The organism is Streptomyces sp. I05A-00742 (assembly GCF_013055795.1).
In the GTDB taxonomy this organism is placed as follows: Bacteria; Actinomycetota; Actinomycetes; order Streptomycetales; family Streptomycetaceae; genus Streptomyces.
Genome location: NZ_JABETO010000009.1, coordinates 147957 through 165339, shown reverse-complemented (window position 1 = coordinate 165339; position 17383 = coordinate 147957). Strand labels below are relative to the sequence as shown.

Genomic DNA, 17383 nt, shown 5'->3' with positions numbered 1-17383 from the left:
CGGCCAGTTTCCTGTTGTTCACCCTCAGTTGACGCAGTGTCAAATGTTGATCAACTGTTGTGAACACCGTGTAAACGCTCTTTTCATGAGCATGCCAAGCACTGCACAGTCTGCGCGGGACCACAGGTTCCCGCGGTGCACGAGTGACAGCACCGCCCCCCGCCAGCGGCCCGGCACCCCGGGCCGTCATGACGCAAAGGGCGCTGAACAGTGCGTACATCCCCCACAACCCCCGGCCGCATACTCATCGTCGCCGTCGCGGTGGCAGCGGCGGCGACGACGGCCGGGGCCGCCCTGGCCGCCCCGGCCACGGGCACGGCCACCGCCACGGCCGCCGCCGCGAGACCGGACGCCAGAGCCTCGCAGGCCGCGGGCGCCGACGTGGTGAAGGCGGCCCGCTCCGCGGCCGTCGCCCACGCCGAGGACACCGGCGTCGGCAAGCAGGACACCCTGACCGTCAAGGACTCCCTCGTCGACCCCGAGGGCAAGCGCCACGTCCGCTTCGAGCGCGCCCACCGGGGCGTTCCGGTGGTCGGCGGCGACCTCGTCGTCCACCTCGACGCCAAGGGCGGCTACGCGGGCGTGACCAGGGCCGCCCGCCACCAGGTCGCCGTCGCCTCCGTCAAGCCCGAACTGACGGAGCGTCAGGCCGCCGCGAGGGCCGCCGAGTCGGCCAAGGGAACGGCCGGCAGGACGGAGCTGGTGGTGGACGCCACCGGCGGCAGGTCCGTCCTCGCCTACCGGGTGACCGTCACCGGCAGCCGCGCGGACGAGAAGGGCGCCCTCCGCGCCGTGACCGTGGACGCCGTCTCCGGCAAGGTCATCGGCAGCACACCGCTCACCGACGCGTTCATCTCGCCCAAGCTGAAGGACACCCTGCGCGCCAAGGGCCGCACGGCCGCCCCGCGCCTCGGCGCGGCCGCCGCGCCGCGGACCGCCGGCGCCGGGTCCGCCGCCACGTACCCCGCCCGGGCGACCGGCACCGGCGCCTCGATCTTCGACGGCGACGTCCCGCTCACCACCACCCAGACCGCGCGCGGTTCCTTCACCCTCAAGGACCTCAGCCGCGGCAGCGCCGAGACCCGCACCGCGGGCGGCCAGGAGCTCGACGTCTTCTCCCGCGGCAAGGCCTTCACCAACAGCACCAACCGCTGGGGCAACGGCACCGCCTCCGACCCGGCCAGCGCGGCCGTGGACGCCCAGTTCGGCATCACCAGCACCTTCGACTACTACAAGAACGCGTTCGGCCGGAACGGCATCAAGAACGACGGCAAGGGCCCCAACGCGCTCGTGCACTTCGGCGACAAGGTGGGCAACGCCTTCTGGTCCCCCGACTGCTGGTGCATGCTCTACGGCGACGGGGACGGTGAAACGTTCAAGCAGCCGCTGGTGGCGCTCGACGTCACCGGCCACGAACTCACCCACGGCGTCATCGAGGCGACGGCCGGCTTCCAGCCCACCCGGGTGGACTCCGCAGGCAACCAGTTCGGCGAGGCCGGCTCGCTCAACGAGTCGTTCGCGGACATCTTCGGCACCGGCATGGAGTTCCGCACGAACAACGCCGGCAACCCTCCGAACTACCTGCTGGGCGAGAAGCTCGGCCTGGACCAGCAGTTCCTGCGCCGCCTCGACAAGCCCTCGCTGGACAAGCTGGAGGGCACGGTCGACCACTGGGACCCCGAGTCCTACGACCGTGAGGTGCACGCCGGTTCGGGCGTCTCCTCGCACGCCTTCTACCTGCTGGCGGAGGGCAGCGGCAAGAAGACCATCGGGAAGTTCTCCTACGACTCCCCGACCTACGACGGCTCCACGGTGACCGGCATCGGCCGGGACAAGGCGGAGCAGATCTTCTACCGGGCCCTCACCCGGTACATGGTCTCCACGACTGACTTCCACGAGGCCAGGACGGCCACGCTCAAGGCCGCCGCGGACATCCACGGCGCCGACAGCGCGGAGTACAAGGCCGTCGACAAGGCGTGGGCCGCGGTCAACGTGACCCAGGCCAACACCCCGTCCGCCCGCCGCTGACGACCCGCGGGCCCCGGCCGCAGCGGCCGGGGCCCGTCTCCCCTCAGCGGACGCGCTGCATGGTCTCTGTCCTCCGACAGGCCCCGCGAGCGGCCTGACACCCGCGTCCACGGCGGAGCAGGACACAAAACGCCGGCACCGGCGGGCGGCTACGCCGCGGCCGACAGCGACTGCTCCGCCCAGATGGTCTTGCCTGCGGCGGTGAACCGGGTCCCCCACCGCCGGCAGAGCTGGGCGACCAGCAGCAGTCCCCGGCCGCCCTCGTCGAACGCCCGGGCCCGGCGCATGCGCGGGGAGGTGCTGCTGCCGTCCGACACCTCGCAGATCAGCGCGCCGTCGCGGATCAGCCGCAGCCGGATGGGCGGTTCGGCGTGCCGGATGGCGTTGGTCACCAGCTCGCTGACGACGAGCTCGGTGGTGAAGGTCAGGTCCTCCAGTCCCCACTCGGCCAGCTGGGCCGCGACGCGCTTGCGGGCGTCGGCGACCGAGGCGGGGTGGTCCGTCAGCTCCCAGCAGCCGACCTGGTCCGCGTCGAGGGCCCGGGTGCGGGCGAGGAGCAGGGCGATGTCGTCGGCGGGCCGCTCGGGCAGGAGCGCGGCGAGGACGTCGTCGCAGGTGCGCTCCAGCGGCGCGGCGGGCCGGGCCAGCGTCCGCCGCAGCAGCCGCCCGCCCTCGTCGCCGGTGCCGGGCCCGTGCCCCTCGACGAGTCCGTCGGTGTAGAGCGCGAGCAGGCTGCCCTCCGGGAGCTCCACCTCCAGCGACTCGAACGGCAGGCCTCCGACGCCGAGCGCCGGGCCGGAGGGCAGCTCCAGGAAGCGGGCGGTGCCGTCGGGGGTCACCAGGACGGGGGCCGGATGGTCGGCGCCGGCGAGGACGAGGTGCCGGGAGACCGGGTCGTAGACGGCGTAGAGGCACGACGCGCCCATCTCGCGCGGATCGGCGTCGGCGTCCTGCCCCCGCACCTCCGCCGCACGGTCCTGGGAGAGCTGGACGACGAGGTCGTCGAGGTGGGTGAGGAGTTCGTCGGGGGGCAGGTCGATGTCGGCGAGGGTACGGACGGCCGCGCGCAGCCGGCCCATGGTGGCGGACGCCTGGAGGCCGTGCCCGACGACGTCGCCGACGACCAGGGCGACCCGGGCGCCGGACAGCGGGATCACGTCGTACCAGTCGCCGCCGATCCCGGCCTGCGAGGTGGCGGGCAGATAGCGGGAGGTGACCTCCACGGCCGCGTGGCTGGGCAGCCGGGCCGGCAGCAGGCTGCGCTGGAGGGTCAGGGCGACGGCCCGTTCGCGGGCGTACCGCCGGGCGTTCTCGACGCATACGGCGGCCCGGGCGGTGATCTCCTCGGCGAGCAGCAGGTCGTGGTCGTCGAACGGTTCGGTGCCCGGATGCCGGACGAACAGCGCGATGCCGGACACGGTGTCGTGCGCGGTCAGCGGCACGGCGAGGAGGGAGCCGACGCCGCGGGCCCGTACGGCGGACGGCAGGCCCGGGGTGCCCTCGGCCCAGGAGCGGACGGCCGGTTCGTCGCCGCGGTGCCGGGCGGGTTTGCCGGCGGCGAGGGCGAGGGCGGGTGGTGAGTCCGGCGGGCAGCGGTACGTGCCGTCGTGCGCGGCCGCGGGGACGGGCGGGCCCTCGTGGGCCACCCAGCGCCGCGCGGTGCGGCGCAGCACCACGGCCTCGCCCGGGGCCGGCCGTCCGCCGTCCCCCTCCCCCGCCCCCGCCGATCCGCCGGCATCACCGGCCTCCCGCTCCGCGAGCAGGTCGACCGCGACGAAGTCGGCGAACCGGCCGACGGTGGACTCGGCGAGCTCGGCGGCGGTGCGGTCCATGTCGAGGGTGGTGCCGATGCGGGCGCCGGCGTCGTTGACGAGGGCGAGCCGCTGCCGGGCGCGGTACTCCGCCGTGACGTCGAGGGCGGCGAGGGAGAGGCCGTGGGTGCGGCCCTCGGCGTCCTTGAGCGGGGTGAAGAAGCTGGCCCAGGCGCGTTCGCGGCCGTCCCCCGGCGACACGAAGTAGTTGTCGGCGCGGACCGCCTGCCCGGTGCGCAGGACCTCGTCGCCGATCCGGGCGAACTCCTCGAACGGCGGCCCGGGGAGCAGTTCGTCGAGGCGGCGCCCGGCCAGCCCCTCACCGTCCAGGCCGCTCAGGCGGAGCATCTCGACGTTGGCCTTCACCAGCCGGTTGTCGCGGTCGTACACCGCGATCCCGATCGGGAACTGGGCGAGCGCCCATTCCCCGAGGGCGGCCGCGTCCGGCGGCGGTCCCGGAGCATCCGGTGCGGCATTCGTGTCCATGAGGATTCATCCCGTTTCTCGGTGCGGTGCGGCGGACCGCACGAATCGAGGCCGGACTGATTGTTCCCGCGGGTCGCGGCGATTAAGCGTCCGGCCGCGGTACCGGCCCGTCGTAGGAATTCCGCTCCGCCGATCGGGGGAGGCTGGGTCCCCCTCCGGATCGGTCTTTCGCCCGACGTGGCAGGGCCGTCGGGCTTCGTAGCCTGGGCCGGGACGCGCGGGCCGAACGCCGCGCCCGCACCCCATAATCCCCTCGGGAGAAATCGTGACTTCCTCGCGGAATTTCCGGCTCCATCGCAGTGAAATCGATGCCCGCCATTCCTGCGCCAATCCGCTCCGGATCAGGAGAACGGATTCCGGGAGTTCCGCCGGACGGGGCGCGGGGACTTCCACCGGGGGCCGCCGGGCACCGGCCGCCGGCCGCCGCGCGGCACACCGCGTCCGGGGAGGCGGCCGGTGACCGAGGCGTCCGTGCCCGCCGCCGCGGGCCGCCGCTGCCGGGCGCCGGCGCTGGCGGTGTGCTGTCTGGCCGTGTTCATGGCGGGCCTCGACTCCACCGCGCTCAACGTCGCGCTGCCCGCCGTGCAGCGGGAGTTGCACGCGTCCGTGGCCGGGATGCAGTGGACGATGGACGCCTACAACCTGATGGTCGCGTCGCTGATCCTGCTCGCCGGGTCGGTGGCCGACCGGGCGGGCCGCCGCCGGATGCTCCTCCTCGGTTTCGCCCTCTTCACGGCCGGGTCCGCGCTGTGCGGTCTGGCGTCCTCGACGGGCGAGCTGATCGCCTTCCGGGCGGTGCAGGGGCTCGGCGGCGCCGTCCTCGCTCCCGTCTCGCTGTCGGTCATCACCCACATCGCGCCGGACGCGGCCCGCCGGGCCCGGGCCATCGGTGCCTGGACCGCGTCCTTCGCCGTCGGCATGGCGGCCGGGCCGCTGCTCGGCGGTCTGCTCGTTGCGGGCGGCGGCTGGCGGTCCGTCTTCTGGATCAACGTGCCGGTGGGGATCGCCGCGCTGGCGTTCGCCTTCCGCGGCCTCCCCGAGTCGCGCGCCGCCGTCCCCCGGCGGCCCGACCCGGTCGGCCAGCTGCTGGTCATCGCCCTGCTGGGCCCGCTCACCTACGCCGTCATCGACGCCCCGCACCGCGGTGCCCTCGCACCGCCGGTGCTCGCCGCCGCCGCGGTCGCCCTCGCCGCGTTCGCCGGTCTCGCGGCGTACGAGCGCCGCCGGGCCGAGCCCCTCATCGACCCCAGGTTCTTCCGCAGCGTGCCGTTCAGCGGGGCGGTGGTCATCTCCCTGAGCGCCTTCGCCGTCCTCGGCGGTTTCCTCTTCCTCAGCACCCTCTACCTCCAGGACGCCCGCGGGCTCTCGCCGCTCGTCGCCGGGCTGTGGACGCTGCCGATGCCCGCCGCGACGGTCGCCGCCGCTCCCCTGGCGGGCCGGTTGCAGGGCCGCCTGGGGTCACGGACCCCCCTGGTCCTGGCGGGCGCGGCCCTGGCGGCGGGCTCGCTGCTCTTCGCGGTGTGCGGAACGGACTGCTGCGTCGGCGCGACCATCGCCGGCTACGCCTGCATCGGGGCCGGCATCGGCCTGGTGGACGTCCCCGCCACGCACCTCGCGGTCGACGGCATGCCGGCCGCCCGGGCCGGCGTGGCCTCGGGCATCAGCACGACGAGCTGCCGCGTCGGGGTGTCCCTGGGCGTCGCGGCGATCGGCGCGGTCCTCTCCGCGGGCCTGCCCGGCGGCACCGCTCCGGGCGTCACCGCGTTCGCCGACGCCGCGCGGCCCGCCTGGTGGCTGATGGGGGCGTGCGGGGCGGTGGTGATGCTGCTGGGCGCCCTGGTCACGGGCGACCGGGCGCGGCGCACCGCCCGCCGCGCCCACACCGCCGGGACCGGACCGTCCCGCCCCGGCCGGAACCTGACGGGTGCGCGGGGCGAGTGACCGCACGGCCCCGGGCGGGGCCGTGACGCGCCGTCAGGGATCCCCGCGCCCACCCGCCGTCAGAGGTGCCCGCGCCCACCCGCCGTCAGATATGTCCCCGCCCACCCGCCGCCGTCAGGTCCGCGCAGCAGTGACGGCACCGGGAGGCGGCGGCGGGCAGGTCCTCGGAGAGGCAGGCCGGGCAGGTGCGGAGCGGTCCGGGCTCGCCGAAGACGGTGACGCCGCGCCGGGTCTGGATGTGCCGGTACGGCAGGACGATGGCGAAGTAGACGACGGCCATGAAGATGAGGAAGTACACGGCCGCGGAGATGAAGGCGCCGAGGTCGAGGTAGGTCGCCTTGTTCCCGGCCCGGCCGAGCTGCCAGCCGAGCCCCAGGGCATGATCACCCTGGATGCTCGTGATGAGCGGATTGATGACGAAATCCGTGAACGCCTTGATGAGGGTGCTCAGCGCCAGCGCGATGGTCAGGCCGACCGCGACGACGATGATGTCGCCGCGCATGACGAAGTTCTTGAATCCCTTGAGCATAAACCGGTTCCTGGAGTCGGGTATTTCGGACGTAGCGCCCAGAACGCTACCTTTTGTCCGCCGGAAACCGGTGGAGCCGCCCGGGTCGTCCCGGGCGGCTCCCCTGCCGTACGCCGACGCGGCGCGCGGTCCTGCTACTTGCCGCGGATCGTGAAGGGCAGCCGCTTGGAGAAGAACGCCTGGTCGCCGTTGCTCACCGAGAAGCCGCTGTCCGCCTTGACCACGTCGCGGGGCGCGGACGCCGCGACGGCCAGCCGCAGCCGGTAGACGACCGTGGCGCCGGGGGCGACGGCGGTCCTGGCCGGGCGCAGCGAGGCGCCCATCCCCGGGTCGCAGCCGCCGGCCGTCAGGGCGACCTTCTCCCAGCCGTGGCCCGGCCGGTACTGCTGGAGGACCAGGTCCTTGGGGGTGAGGGCGTGCTGCTTTCCGGCGCCGTAGGCGAAGTAGTTGACGTTCAGCGCCGGGTAGCTGCGGTTGGTGGTGTTGCGGACCGTGATGGTGAACGGCCGTGCCTCGCCGCCGCGCCGCAGGGTGGCGGTGCCGCCCGTCCAGCCGGTGACGGCGACCTTGGGCCGGGTGGCGGTCACGGTGCGCGACGGCGCCCGGTAGGTGTGGCCGCGGCCGTCGGCGACGGACGCGTCGACGGTGAGGGTGCCGGGACGGTCGAGGTCCTGGAACCGCAGGGCGACGGCGTACGGGTTGCGTGCGCTCGCCTTCGGGGCCGAGACCGGGAACGTGAAGGTGCCGCGCTGCGGCCAGCTGCCCCCGCCCGGCTTGGTGTCGAGGTCCACCCAGGCGTGCTTCGCCGGCTCGTAGCGCTGGACCGCCACCGAGTCGGTGCTGAAGCCGCGGCTGCTGAGGTCGAGGCGCGCGGTGCCCTTGGTGACGGGGGTGCGCAGGGTCAGGCCGGCCTTGGACCACAGGCCGATGGGGGCCTGGGCGGAGGCGACGGAGTAGGAGAGGGCGCGGGTGCCCGCCGCGGTGGGCGGCACCTCGGGCGCCTGGTCACGGTCGGCGGCCGGCACGGCCGGGGCGGCGGCCGCGCGGAACCCGCCGCAATCGGTTCGGTCCGGGGCGGTCCGCACCGCCGGAGCTGCCTCGGCCGACCACGCGGTGCCCGCGAGTACGACCCCGGCCGTCAGCGCCACCGCCGCGCCCCTGGCCGCCTTCCGCACGCCCGACGACCGTCGCTGTGCGACTCTTCCTGTCATCAACTGTCCCCGCATTCGGGTTGTGTCCACCTCTGCACGTTTCCGGTTGGGGAGAGGGAGTTCCCCCGCTGAGGGTTCCCTCCGCCGCGCCCGGGACCACACGTTCTCTCCCGCGGCCCCGAGAAGGGGTGAACGTGTGTGGTCCCGGCTTCCGTTCGGGGAACACTAGCGGGCCGTCAGGAGCGGCGCACCAGCGCCCCGGCCGCTTCGGCCGCGGTGTCCCGCCGCGGCGGTCGCATGAGGAGCAGGACGGCCGCGGCCGTCGCGCACAGCACGGCCGCCGACACCAGTGCCGCCAGGTGAAGGCCCATGACGAAGGCCTGGTTGACGACCCGTCCGGTCCGCTCCGGCAGTCCACCGGCCGGGCCGCCGGCCGTGACGGCGTGGGTCAGCGCCGAGGTGTCCGCGGCGCCGCCGGAGGGCAGCCGCTCGCGCAGCACGGACTCGAAACGGGCCGTCAGTACCGCGCCCATGACGGCGACTCCGGCCACTCCGCCCACCTCACGGGTCATGGTGACGGTGGCCGATGCCATACCCGCCCGTTCGGGCGGGACCGCGCCCAGGGCGACGCTGACCTGACCTCCCGGGTCGGGCCGGGCGCCGGACCGGGGCACGTCCGGGAGCACCCGGAAGGCCAGCACCAGAGCGAGGCCGGCGTGAGCAGAGCCGCCCCGAGCCCCTGGACGGCCCGGCCGGCGACGAGCCGCGCCGGACCCCCGGCGAGCGCGCACAGCGCGGAACCAGCGCCGAAGACGGCGAGGGCTCGCGTCAGACACTTCCCTAACGGCGTTAGCTTCGAACTAACGGTGTTAGATTGCAAGCCCGGAAGGGAACCCACAGGGGGCAGAGGACGATGGCAGCGCGCCGGACGGCCACCACCACCGCTCTGACCAGGGAGGACCTGGCGGATGCCGCGCTGCGGCTGCTGGAGCGGGAGGGCTCCAAGGGGCTGTCCATGCGGAAGGTGGCCGCCGAGGTCGGCGTTCAGGCGGCCTCGCTGTACTGGCACGTCCAGAACAAGGAGGAGCTGCTCGACCTGGCGGGCGACGCCCTCTGGGAGGGGTACGTGCCGCTCCCGCCCGGCCGCGTACCGACGCCCGGCGACTGGCGCGAGTGCGTCGCCATCGCCGCCCGCCGGCTGCGGACCCATCTGCTGGCGCACGCCTCCGCCGTACGGGTGCTCGCCGGCCGCTTCGCCCCGGGCGCCCGGGCCTTCGGGCCGCTGGAGGAGACGTTCGGGCTGCTGCGCCGCCTCGGCTTCGGCCCGTCGGACACGGCCCTGGCCTCCTACACGGTGATGATCTGGGTGCAGGGCTTCGTCCTGCACGAGGCCGTCCCCATGTCGGCCGCCGAGGAACGCGGGGCGACCCCCGCCGAGGCCGCCGCCCTGGCCCGGGACCGGCTGGTCGCCCTGCCCGCCGAGCGCTACCCCCACCTCGTCGAGCTGGCCGACGAACTCACCGCACCTGACATGGAAAGCCGCTTCGAGTTCGGGCTGGCCCGCCTCCTGGACGGGCTGGAGACCCTGCGGGCGGCCGGACCGCGCTGAGCCCGCCGCGATCCCGGCGGCACCCGCGGCTTTGGGGGGCTGCGACGTCTGTGATGTGCTGTGGCGTCCCGTTCGCTCGACCCGCACATCAGGGAGGCGCCCCAGCATGGCCCGGATACCGATACCGAAGGCACCGTCGGGGAAGCGGTGCCCAGCGGACGCGGCGGCTCCCGACGAGCCTCCCCTGGAACGCGGACCGGGTCGTTCCTTCTCCTTCCCCGCCCCCGTCGCCCGGTTCCTGAGACTCGACCGGCTCGACGCCACGGACCGGACCGTACTCGGGCTGTACCTCCTGACCCGGGTGGGCATCCTGCTCACCGTGTACTGCGCCGCCTGGATGTTCACGCCCGACCCGGAGGCGAAGCAGGCACCCTCGTTCCTCTCCCTGTGGGCCCGCTGGGACTGGGGCTTCTTCCAGCGCATCGCGGAGAACGGCTACTTCGCCGAACCCGGGGCCCCCGGCTCGGCCCGTCCGGACAACCGCGAGGCGTTCTTCCCCGGCCTGCCCATGGCCCTACGGGCCGTGCACACCGTGGTGCCCAGCTGGACGCTGGCCGGACTGCTGATCTCCTTCGCCGCCGGCGCCGTGGCCGCCGTGGCCCTCTCCCGCACCGCCCGGCTCCACCTGCCGGCGGCGACCGGGGAACGCGTCGGCCCCCGCGCCGCGCTGTTCCTGCTGGTGTCCCCGTGCACGGTCTTCCTGGCCGCCGGCTACACCGAGGCCCTTTTCCTCGCCTTCGCCCTGCCCGCCTGGCTCGCCGCCCGCAAGGACCGCTGGGCCCTCGCCGGAACACTGGGCGCCCTGGCCACGACCGTCCGCATCAGCGGCCTCTTCCTGGCCGCGGCGCTGGCCGTGCAGTTCCTCCTCGCCGGCCGGGAGCGCCGCCGGTGGCGCTCGGCCGGCTGGCTGGCCGTCCCCGCCCTGCCCGCCCTGGCCTACTCCTGGTACCTCCAGGCACACACCGGCGACTGGATGGCCTGGAAGCACGCGCAGGAACGCGGCTGGTACCGCCAGTTCCACACCCCGTGGGAAGCCTGGCTGCACACCTGGGACGGGGCCTTCTCCCACCTCCACCCCACCAACTACGCCGCGATGTTCCAGGCGGAGCTCGTCGCCATGGTGGTCGGCGTACTGCTGCTGGCCCTGCTGATCCGCCGGCGGCAGTGGCCCGAGGTCGTGTACATGGCGCTGAGCCTATGGGCGCTCGGCACCTCGTACTGGTACATGTCCGTGCCCCGGGCCACCCTGCTGTGGTGGCCGCTGTGGGTCGCGCTCGCCGTGTGGAGCGTGCGCCGCCCATGGATCCGGAGCGCCTACCTGGGGGTGGCCGCGCCGCTGGCGACCGTGCTCACCCTCGTCTTCACCTCCGGCAAGTGGGCCGGCTGACCGGTCAGCGCTCGCCCGACACGGCGTCGCGCCCGTCCGCGGGCGCCGCCGTGCCACCGGCCGCCTCCAGGCTCCAGCTGGCCAGCAGCCGCAGCGACTCGGCCGACGGCGAACCGGGCTCCGCGTGATAGGTGACCAGGCGCTGGTCCTGGTCCAGGGGCAGCACCAGCGTCTCGCAGGCCAGGGTCAGCGGCCCCACCACGGGGTGGCGCAGCTCCTTGATCCCGAAGCACTTGTCCCGGACGTCGTGCGCGGCCCACAGCCCCCGGAACTCCTCGCTCTTCATCGACAGCTCGCCGATCAGCGAGGCCAGGGCGGGGTCCTCGGGATAACACCCGGCGTGCGTCCGCAGCAGCGCGACGATGTCGGCCGCCTTGCCGTCCCAGTCCGCGTAGAGCTCCCGGGTGGCGGGGTCGAGGAAGACCATCCACGCCATGTTGCGCCGCTGCGGCGGCAGCGCCCCGAAGTCGCCCAGCAGCGCCGTGTTCATCCGGTTCCACGCGAGGATGTCCAGCCGCCGGCCCAGCACATGCGCGGGCACGTTCTCCATCGAGTCCAGCAGGTCCTGCACGGCGGGCCGCACACGCTGCGGACGGTCGGCCGGACGCCGTGGCCTGTTCGCCGGGCGGGCCAGTTTGTGCAGGTGGTGCCGCTCGGCCCCGTCCAGCCGGAGCGCGTCGGCGATGGCGTCCAGCACCGACGCCGACACATTCTGCCCCCGCCCCTGCTCCAGCCGTGTGTAGTAGGCGGCGCTCACCCCCGCGACCTGCGCCAGCTCCTCCCGCCGCAGCCCCGGCACCCGCCTCCGACCGCCGAAGGGCGTCAGCCCGACGTCCTCCGGCCGCAGCCGGGCGCGACGGGAGCGGAGGAACTCGCTGAGCTCTGTCACTTTGGTTGCCACGTCCCCCACCCTAGCCAAAGCCGGAGTTTCACCCGGAGTAACCACTCGATCAGCACCCGCCCCGGTGCGGAGCTTGAGTGAGTGGCTCATTCGCGTCTACTCACGGAAGCGAAGTGCCTAAGGCGATGCGGCAGGGGTAGGTCTTCTGCGGCTCGGCCAAGGAAGGCCGCGCCAACACCTTGGAAACCAGGAGGGGTTGGGGTCTGTGGTGGAGCAGCAGTGTGGCGAGAGGTTCGAGTCCTACTTCGGGACGTACAAGGGGACGTACAAGGCCGAGCCGGTCCGGGACGCGCATGGCAGGACCCAGTGGGACATGGCCAGGGCTTACATGACGTCCAAGGCGGATTCCCTCAGCCGCGCGGTATTCGGATCCAAGGGGTCCGCCGGAGATGGCGGGTCGATCCTCGCGGACGCTCTGCTCGGCAGCGCCCAGGCGGCGGCGACCGAGAGCTTCGACGTCACGGCCCGCTTCTACATGGACGAGCGCTGGCAGCGCCTCGTGGAGGTGACCACGCTCAAGCACGAGCCGGGGGCCAAGCCGTACACCGACGTGTGCGGATTCGGTCTGAACCTGCGGAACAAACCCGCACGTGCGGAGTTCCACGCACGCACGCAGGAATCCCGCATCCATTACTCGAACTCGGACCCGGACAAGTACGTGGACGACTACAACAAGCACAAGCAGAGCGAGTCCACCGCCCGCGCCATCCGTCACCTGATCGACTTCTCCCTGTCGGCGATGGACTGCCGCCCCGGCACCGACGTACCGCAGCGGCTGTACGAGAACGTGGTCAAGAACGGCGTAAAGATCGTCACCGAACTCCACCGCGAGCAGTGAGAGGGGCACCATGACCGCGCCGCAGACGGACGTCGAGACGATCAGCGTGCAAGCAGGGCTGATCGTCGTCAGCCAGTTCACCGAGGACCGGTTCAGGGTTGCGGAGCTGGGTCTCGCTCCCGAACTCCTGGCGCCTGTCGGTCAGGCTCTCAACGGTGTGAAGCTGGACAAGCTCAACGTCGGCGAGAAGGTGACCCTCGTTTTCGTGAATCCCGGGGACGTCTACGAGTTCGCCCCCGTCACGGCGGACTCCGCTCCCGAGGAGAGGGTGCCGTTCAACCTCTCCCTGGACACCGCCCAGCTGGACGCGCTGCGACAACTGGTGACCGGTGCGGCAGGCGTGAAGGCCGTGGACGTCGCACCCGGTGCGACCGTCCGGATCGTCGGGCAGAAGTAGGCCATCGCCGAACTGAGTGGACGGCGACGACGCCAAGCGCGGTGACCCGCGGCGCAACGTGGTCCTGCCAGTGGTAGGCACCGCGAGCGTAGGTTGAGCGGGGTGCTGGCTGCGCCCCGCGCGGGGGCGCAGGATCGGGGGCATGAACCACACGACCGTCGCCGCGTACGCCGCACCGGCCCCGAAGGCCCCGCTCGAGAAGACCACGATCACCCGGCGTGCCGTCGGCGCGCACGACATTCTCATCGACATCAAGTACGCAGGTATCTGCCACTCCGACATCCACACCGTCCACGGCGACTGGGGTGACCGGGTGTACCCGATCGTGCCCGGGCACGAGATAGCGGGTGTGGTGGCGGAGGTCGGCTCCGAGGTGACCCGGTACGCCGTCGGCGACCGGGTCGGCGTCGGGTGCTTCGTCGACTCGTGCCGGGAGTGCGAGAACTGCCGGGCGGGTCTCCAGCAGTACTGCACGGGTGAGCTCGGCATGGTCGGCACCTACGCGGCCGCCGGGCGGGACGGGGAGCAGACGCAGGGCGGCTACTCCACCCGGCTCGTGGTGGACGAGGGGTACGCCCTGCGCATCCCCGACGGCATCCCGCTGGACGCCGCCGCCCCGCTGCTGTGCGCGGGCATCACGCTCTACTCGCCGCTCGCCCACTGGCAGGCGGGTCCGGGCAAGAAGGTCGCGATCGTCGGCCTGGGCGGCCTCGGCCACCTCGGGGTGAAGATCGCCCACGCGATGGGCGCCGAGGTCACGGTCCTCAGCCAGTCGCTGCGCAAGAAGGAGGACGGGCTGCGGCTGGGCGCGGACCACTACCGGGCCACCTCCGACCCGGAGACCTTCGAGGAGCTGGCGGGCACCTTCGACCTGATCATCAACACCGTCTCGGCCCACCTGGACCTGGACAGCTATCTGGGCCTGCTGCGGACGGGCGGCACCATGGTCCAGCTCGGCGGTCCGGAGCAGCCGCTGACCGTCTCGCCGTTCGCCCTCATCACGCTCCGCAAGTCCCTCGCCGGCTCGATGATCGGCGGCATCCCCGAGACCCAGGAGATGCTGGACTTCTGCGCCGAGCACGGCATCGCCGCCGAGGTCGAGGTGATCGACGCCGCCCGCGTCAACGAGGCGTACGAGCGGGTGCTGGCCAGCGACGTCCGCTACCGGTTCGTCATCGACACCGCCACCATCTGACCGCCTCCGTGCGGACGGCCCCCGGACGCGGGAAGGGAGACGTCCGGGGGCCGGGTCGCGGTGCGCGGGGCGTCAGGGCAGCTGGGCCCCGAGGTCGCGCAGGGCGTCGGTGACGGGCTGGAAGAAGGTCTCGCTCTCGGACGAGCAGTCGCCGCTGCCGCCGGAGGTGATGCCGAGGGCGGAGGAACCGTCGAAGAGGGCGCCGCCGCTGTCGCCGGGCTCGGCGCAGACGGTGGTGTCGATCATTCCGGTGACCGTGCCCTCCGCGTAGTTCACCGTGGCGTCCAGGCCGATGACCTCGCCGTCGTGGACCTGCGTGGTGCTGCCGCTGCGCCGCACCTGCTCGCCCACGGTGGCCTCGGCGGCCGCGGTGATGTTCTGCTGCCGGCCGTTGTAGAGGTTGACGGCGCTGGGGTGGGCGATGTTCGCGGTGTACTTGACGAGGGCGTAGTCGTGGCCGGGGAAGACGGACTTGGCCGTCCTGCCGATGGCGGCGCCGCCCTGCCGGTCGGACCAGGTGGTCGAGATGTTGCCGCAGTGCCCGGCGGTCAGGAAGTGCGGCTGGCCGCCCTTGGTGACGTTGAACCCCAGGGAACAGCGCGCTCTGGGCGCCCAGATGGCGTCACCGCCGGCCAGGGTCGGCCGGAAGGTGCCGGAGGTCCGCTTGAGGGTGACGGCGTCGCCGAGGGAGGCGACGACCTTGTCGAGCCGCGCCAGCCGCGCACCGCGCACGGTGCTGTCGGCCTTGACGACGATCCTGTTGGTGCGGGGGTCGACGGACCACGCGGTGCCCGGGATCCGGGCGTCCGACTCCAGGGTCCTGCGGGCCGAGGCGAGCCGCTCGGCCGAGCGGGCGACCGTCCTGGGTTCGGCGCCGGCCGCCCGCACCGTGGCCGCGGTGTCGGCGTCGACCACGTTGACGACGAGTTTCCTGGCCGTGGCGTCGTAGTACGCGCCGACGGTCCGGGTGCCGAGGTCGTCGGTGATCCGCTGGGCCAGCGCACCGGCCTGAGTGCCCGTCAGGTCCCGGGGGGCCGGGGCGGGTGCCGCGCCCGCGCCCTGGACGCCGAGGGCGGTCGCCGTCATGACCACCGCGGCGCTCGCGGCGAGGGCGATGCGGCGTGTGGATATCCGTGCTCTGTTCAACTCGTGCCTCCTGTGAGGGGGGTGTGCCCGCCGTGGGGCGGGCCCGGAGGACGCAAGGGGCCGGTCGCGACGACCGTGCCGAACGGGCCGAACCGAACGAACGAAATCGTCGCGTCCATGCCAAACGTGGACCGAGTATCGGACCGCCTCGGTCCGCCTCACAAGAGACAGCACCCGTCAACGCCTCCGAAACCAAGGGAAATTCGACACCTCACCCACGTCCGCCAGGGCGCGCCGCGGCGGCCCGCCGACCCCGCGGCGTCCGGCCGCCGCGCGCTCTTCGCGAAGGTCGCGAGGACCGGCCGGAACCGGCATCCGCCACCGGCACAGACCTCCGGCAGCTGTCCGGCCCCCGCGCACAACGACCGTAAATCGCCGTCACGCCAACCCCCTCCGCTGCCAAGGAAGTTGTGATCGCTGCGCAACCGTTCGGAGCCCGCCGGACTCTTCGAATGGGGCGCGCGACCACCGTGCGCCGCCGGACGACAGGCACCGCCGGACGGCGGCCGTACGGGAACCGAGGGATGCGATGGGCACGGGAGACAGGAGGGTGGCGCGACCTGCCGTGCCACAAGCACGCGCAACCGAACTGCGGTTGCTGGCCCTCGCGGTGTTCCTCACCCTGTCCGGCTACGTCTGCGTGGGGCTGGCCATCGAGGAGCGCGTACCGGGCGACCTGATCCGGTACGCGGTGGGCCTCTCGGCCGCCGCCGGTGTCGGGAACGCGATGACGCGCAGATTCGCCCCGTACGCCGACCCGTTGATCCTGCCGATCGCCGCGGCCCTGAGCGGCCTGGGCCTGGTGCTGCTGCACCGGCTCGACATCTCGTACGCCATCAGGCACCACGCCGACCCGGTCGAGCCCGACCAGCTGATGTGGAGCGCCATCGGGCTCGCCGTCTGCGTGGCGGTCCCGGCCCTGCTCAAGGACCACCGCCATCTCCAGCGGTACATGTACGTGATGATCTTCGGTGCGCTGGTGCTGCTGATGGCTCCGGCGTTCTTCGGCGAGGACACCCACGGCGCCAAACGCTGGATCCGGCTGGGCTCGCTCTCCTTCCAGCCCGGCGAGTTCGTCAAGATCGGCATCGCCGTCTTCTTCGCCGGCTATCTCACCCAGCACAAGGACGCCCTGGCCCTGAGCAGCCGCCGCGTCCTGGGCTTCCATCTGCCCCGGGGCCGCCAGTTCGGGCCGATCGCCGCCGTGTGGCTGCTGAGCCTGCTGGTTCTGATCTTCGAACGGGACCTCGGCACGTCGCTGATCTTCTTCGGGCTGTTCGTGATGGTGCTCTACGCGGCCACGGAGCGCGGCAGTTGGGTGGTGACGGGCCTGCTGATGTTCGCCGTGGGCGCCGCGGTGGTCGGCAGCTTCGAACGGCACGTGCAGGCCCGCGTCTTCGCCTGGCTGCACCCGATGGCGTTCTGGGACATCCCCCGCCCCCCGGAAATAAAATCCGACCAGTCGGCCCAGGCCCTGTTCGGCTTCGGCAGCGGAGGCGTCCTGGGCACCGGGCTCGGGAACGGCCACTCTGACCTCATCGGTTTCGCCGGCCGCAGCGATTTCATCCTCACCACCATCGGCGAAGAGCTGGGCCTCGCCGGCCTGATGGCCGTTCTGCTGCTCTACGCCCTCCTCGTCGCACGCGGCTTCCGCGCGGCACTCGGCGCCCGCGACGCGTTCGGCACCCTGCTCGCCACCGGCCTGTCGGGCGCCCTCGCGCTCCAGGTCTTCGTGGTCGCCGGCGGCGTCACCGGCCTCATCCCGCTCACCGGCAAGGCCCTGCCGTTCCTCGCCTCCGGCGGCTCGTCCCAGGTCGCCACCTGGGTGCTCGTCGGCCTGCTCCTCAAGATCAGCGACGCGGCCCGCAGACCGGCACCTGAACCGGCGGGAGGAGTGGACGAGCAGGCGACCCAGTTGATCCGGAGCTAGCCGGATCCTGAACTCCCTTGCCCGCAGACTCTCT

At 73.0% G+C, this 17383-nt stretch carries 14 protein-coding genes; 8 read left to right on the top strand and 6 right to left on the bottom strand.

Going from position 1 to position 17383, the window contains the following annotated elements; genetic code table 11:
* Nucleotides 1–210 precede the first annotated feature (210 nt).
* Nucleotides 211–2028 carry a M4 family metallopeptidase gene (locus HN013_RS11925; protein ID WP_312018577.1) on the top strand — a complete coding sequence of 606 codons (1818 nt, stop codon included), beginning with the start codon at nucleotides 211–213 and terminating at the stop codon, nucleotides 2026–2028.
* A gap of 149 nt (nucleotides 2029–2177) precedes the next feature.
* Here the strand turns inward: HN013_RS11925 and HN013_RS11920 are convergent, their stop codons facing one another.
* Nucleotides 2178–4325 carry a SpoIIE family protein phosphatase gene (locus HN013_RS11920; RefSeq protein ID WP_171165994.1) on the bottom strand — a complete coding sequence of 716 codons (2148 nt, stop codon included), beginning with the start codon at nucleotides 4323–4325 and terminating at the stop codon, nucleotides 2178–2180.
* Between the two features lie 456 nt (nucleotides 4326–4781).
* Between HN013_RS11920 and HN013_RS11915 the strand changes: the two genes are divergently transcribed.
* A complete protein-coding gene (locus tag HN013_RS11915; protein ID WP_312018576.1) occupies nucleotides 4782–6266 on the top strand; it encodes an MFS transporter in 1485 nt (494 codons plus the stop codon).
* An 85-nt stretch (nucleotides 6267–6351) separates the two neighbouring features.
* On the opposite strand, the gene HN013_RS11910 is transcribed toward HN013_RS11915, so the two are convergent.
* From HN013_RS11910 to HN013_RS11900, 3 genes are all read right to left on the bottom strand, one after another.
* Nucleotides 6352–6795 carry an MscL family protein gene (locus tag HN013_RS11910; protein ID WP_171165992.1) on the bottom strand — a complete coding sequence of 148 codons (444 nt, stop codon included), beginning with the start codon at nucleotides 6793–6795 and terminating at the stop codon, nucleotides 6352–6354.
* Between the two features lie 134 nt (nucleotides 6796–6929).
* Nucleotides 6930–8006 carry a hypothetical protein gene (locus HN013_RS11905; protein WP_212764242.1) on the bottom strand — a complete coding sequence of 359 codons (1077 nt, stop codon included), beginning with the start codon at nucleotides 8004–8006 and terminating at the stop codon, nucleotides 6930–6932.
* 176 nt (nucleotides 8007–8182) lie between these two features.
* Nucleotides 8183–8620 (bottom strand): hypothetical protein, encoded by a 438-nt coding sequence (locus tag HN013_RS11900; protein WP_171165990.1) that lies wholly within the window; start codon nucleotides 8618–8620, stop codon nucleotides 8183–8185.
* Between the two features lie 239 nt (nucleotides 8621–8859).
* On the opposite strand from HN013_RS11900, the gene HN013_RS11895 reads away from it, so the two are divergent.
* Both HN013_RS11895 and HN013_RS11890 read left to right on the top strand, forming a co-directional pair.
* Nucleotides 8860–9555: a TetR/AcrR family transcriptional regulator gene (locus tag HN013_RS11895; protein WP_171165988.1), complete on the top strand. Its 696-nt coding sequence runs from the start codon at nucleotides 8860–8862 to the stop codon at nucleotides 9553–9555.
* A gap of 106 nt (nucleotides 9556–9661) precedes the next feature.
* Complete coding sequence (locus HN013_RS11890) at nucleotides 9662–10942, top strand: mannosyltransferase family protein (protein WP_171165987.1); 1281 nt, start codon at nucleotides 9662–9664, stop codon at nucleotides 10940–10942.
* 4 nt (nucleotides 10943–10946) lie between these two features.
* Here HN013_RS11890 and HN013_RS11885 read toward each other — a convergent pair whose 3' ends face one another.
* Nucleotides 10947–11933 carry a helix-turn-helix transcriptional regulator gene (locus HN013_RS11885; RefSeq protein ID WP_398979308.1) on the bottom strand — a complete coding sequence of 329 codons (987 nt, stop codon included), beginning with the start codon at nucleotides 11931–11933 and terminating at the stop codon, nucleotides 10947–10949.
* Between the two features lie 115 nt (nucleotides 11934–12048).
* Between HN013_RS11885 and HN013_RS11880 the strand changes: the two genes are divergently transcribed.
* The 3 genes from HN013_RS11880 to HN013_RS11870 all read left to right on the top strand — a co-directional run bounded on the left by HN013_RS11880 (nucleotide 12049) and on the right by HN013_RS11870 (nucleotide 14273).
* Nucleotides 12049–12681 (top strand): hypothetical protein, encoded by a 633-nt coding sequence (locus HN013_RS11880; RefSeq protein WP_171165985.1) that lies wholly within the window; start codon nucleotides 12049–12051, stop codon nucleotides 12679–12681.
* Between the two features lie 10 nt (nucleotides 12682–12691).
* Nucleotides 12692–13078 carry a hypothetical protein gene (locus tag HN013_RS11875; RefSeq protein WP_171165983.1) on the top strand — a complete coding sequence of 129 codons (387 nt, stop codon included), beginning with the start codon at nucleotides 12692–12694 and terminating at the stop codon, nucleotides 13076–13078.
* Between the two features lie 142 nt (nucleotides 13079–13220).
* Nucleotides 13221–14273 (top strand): NAD(P)-dependent alcohol dehydrogenase, encoded by a 1053-nt coding sequence (locus tag HN013_RS11870; RefSeq protein ID WP_171165981.1) that lies wholly within the window; start codon nucleotides 13221–13223, stop codon nucleotides 14271–14273.
* A gap of 72 nt (nucleotides 14274–14345) precedes the next feature.
* On the opposite strand, the gene HN013_RS11865 is transcribed toward HN013_RS11870, so the two are convergent.
* Entirely contained in the window at nucleotides 14346–15419 is a 1074-nt protein-coding gene (locus HN013_RS11865; protein WP_171165980.1) for a S1 family peptidase, read from the bottom strand.
* Between the two features lie 529 nt (nucleotides 15420–15948).
* On the opposite strand from HN013_RS11865, the gene HN013_RS11860 reads away from it, so the two are divergent.
* Nucleotides 15949–17349 carry an FtsW/RodA/SpoVE family cell cycle protein gene (locus HN013_RS11860; protein WP_171165978.1) on the top strand — a complete coding sequence of 467 codons (1401 nt, stop codon included), beginning with the start codon at nucleotides 15949–15951 and terminating at the stop codon, nucleotides 17347–17349.
* Nucleotides 17350–17383: the final 34 nt, after the last annotated feature.

Excerpts from the sequence above, each read along its gene's own strand:
- HN013_RS11920 (WP_171165994.1), bottom strand. The coding sequence starts at position 4,325 with ATGGACACGAATGCCGCACCGGATGCTCCGGGACCGCCGCCGGACGCG.
- HN013_RS11910 (WP_171165992.1), bottom strand. The coding sequence starts at position 6,795 with ATGCTCAAGGGATTCAAGAACTTCGTCATGCGCGGCGACATCATCGTC.
- HN013_RS11905 (WP_212764242.1), bottom strand. The coding sequence starts at position 8,006 with ATGACAGGAAGAGTCGCACAGCGACGGTCGTCGGGCGTGCGGAAGGCG.
- HN013_RS11895 (WP_171165988.1), top strand. The coding sequence starts at position 8,860 with ATGGCAGCGCGCCGGACGGCCACCACCACCGCTCTGACCAGGGAGGAC.
- HN013_RS11890 (WP_171165987.1), top strand. The coding sequence starts at position 9,662 with ATGGCCCGGATACCGATACCGAAGGCACCGTCGGGGAAGCGGTGCCCA.
- HN013_RS11885 (WP_398979308.1), bottom strand. The coding sequence starts at position 11,933 with ATGAGCCACTCACTCAAGCTCCGCACCGGGGCGGGTGCTGATCGAGTG.
- HN013_RS11875 (WP_171165983.1), top strand. The coding sequence starts at position 12,692 with ATGACCGCGCCGCAGACGGACGTCGAGACGATCAGCGTGCAAGCAGGG.
- HN013_RS11870 (WP_171165981.1), top strand. The coding sequence starts at position 13,221 with ATGAACCACACGACCGTCGCCGCGTACGCCGCACCGGCCCCGAAGGCC.
- HN013_RS11860 (WP_171165978.1), top strand. The coding sequence starts at position 15,949 with ATGGGCACGGGAGACAGGAGGGTGGCGCGACCTGCCGTGCCACAAGCA.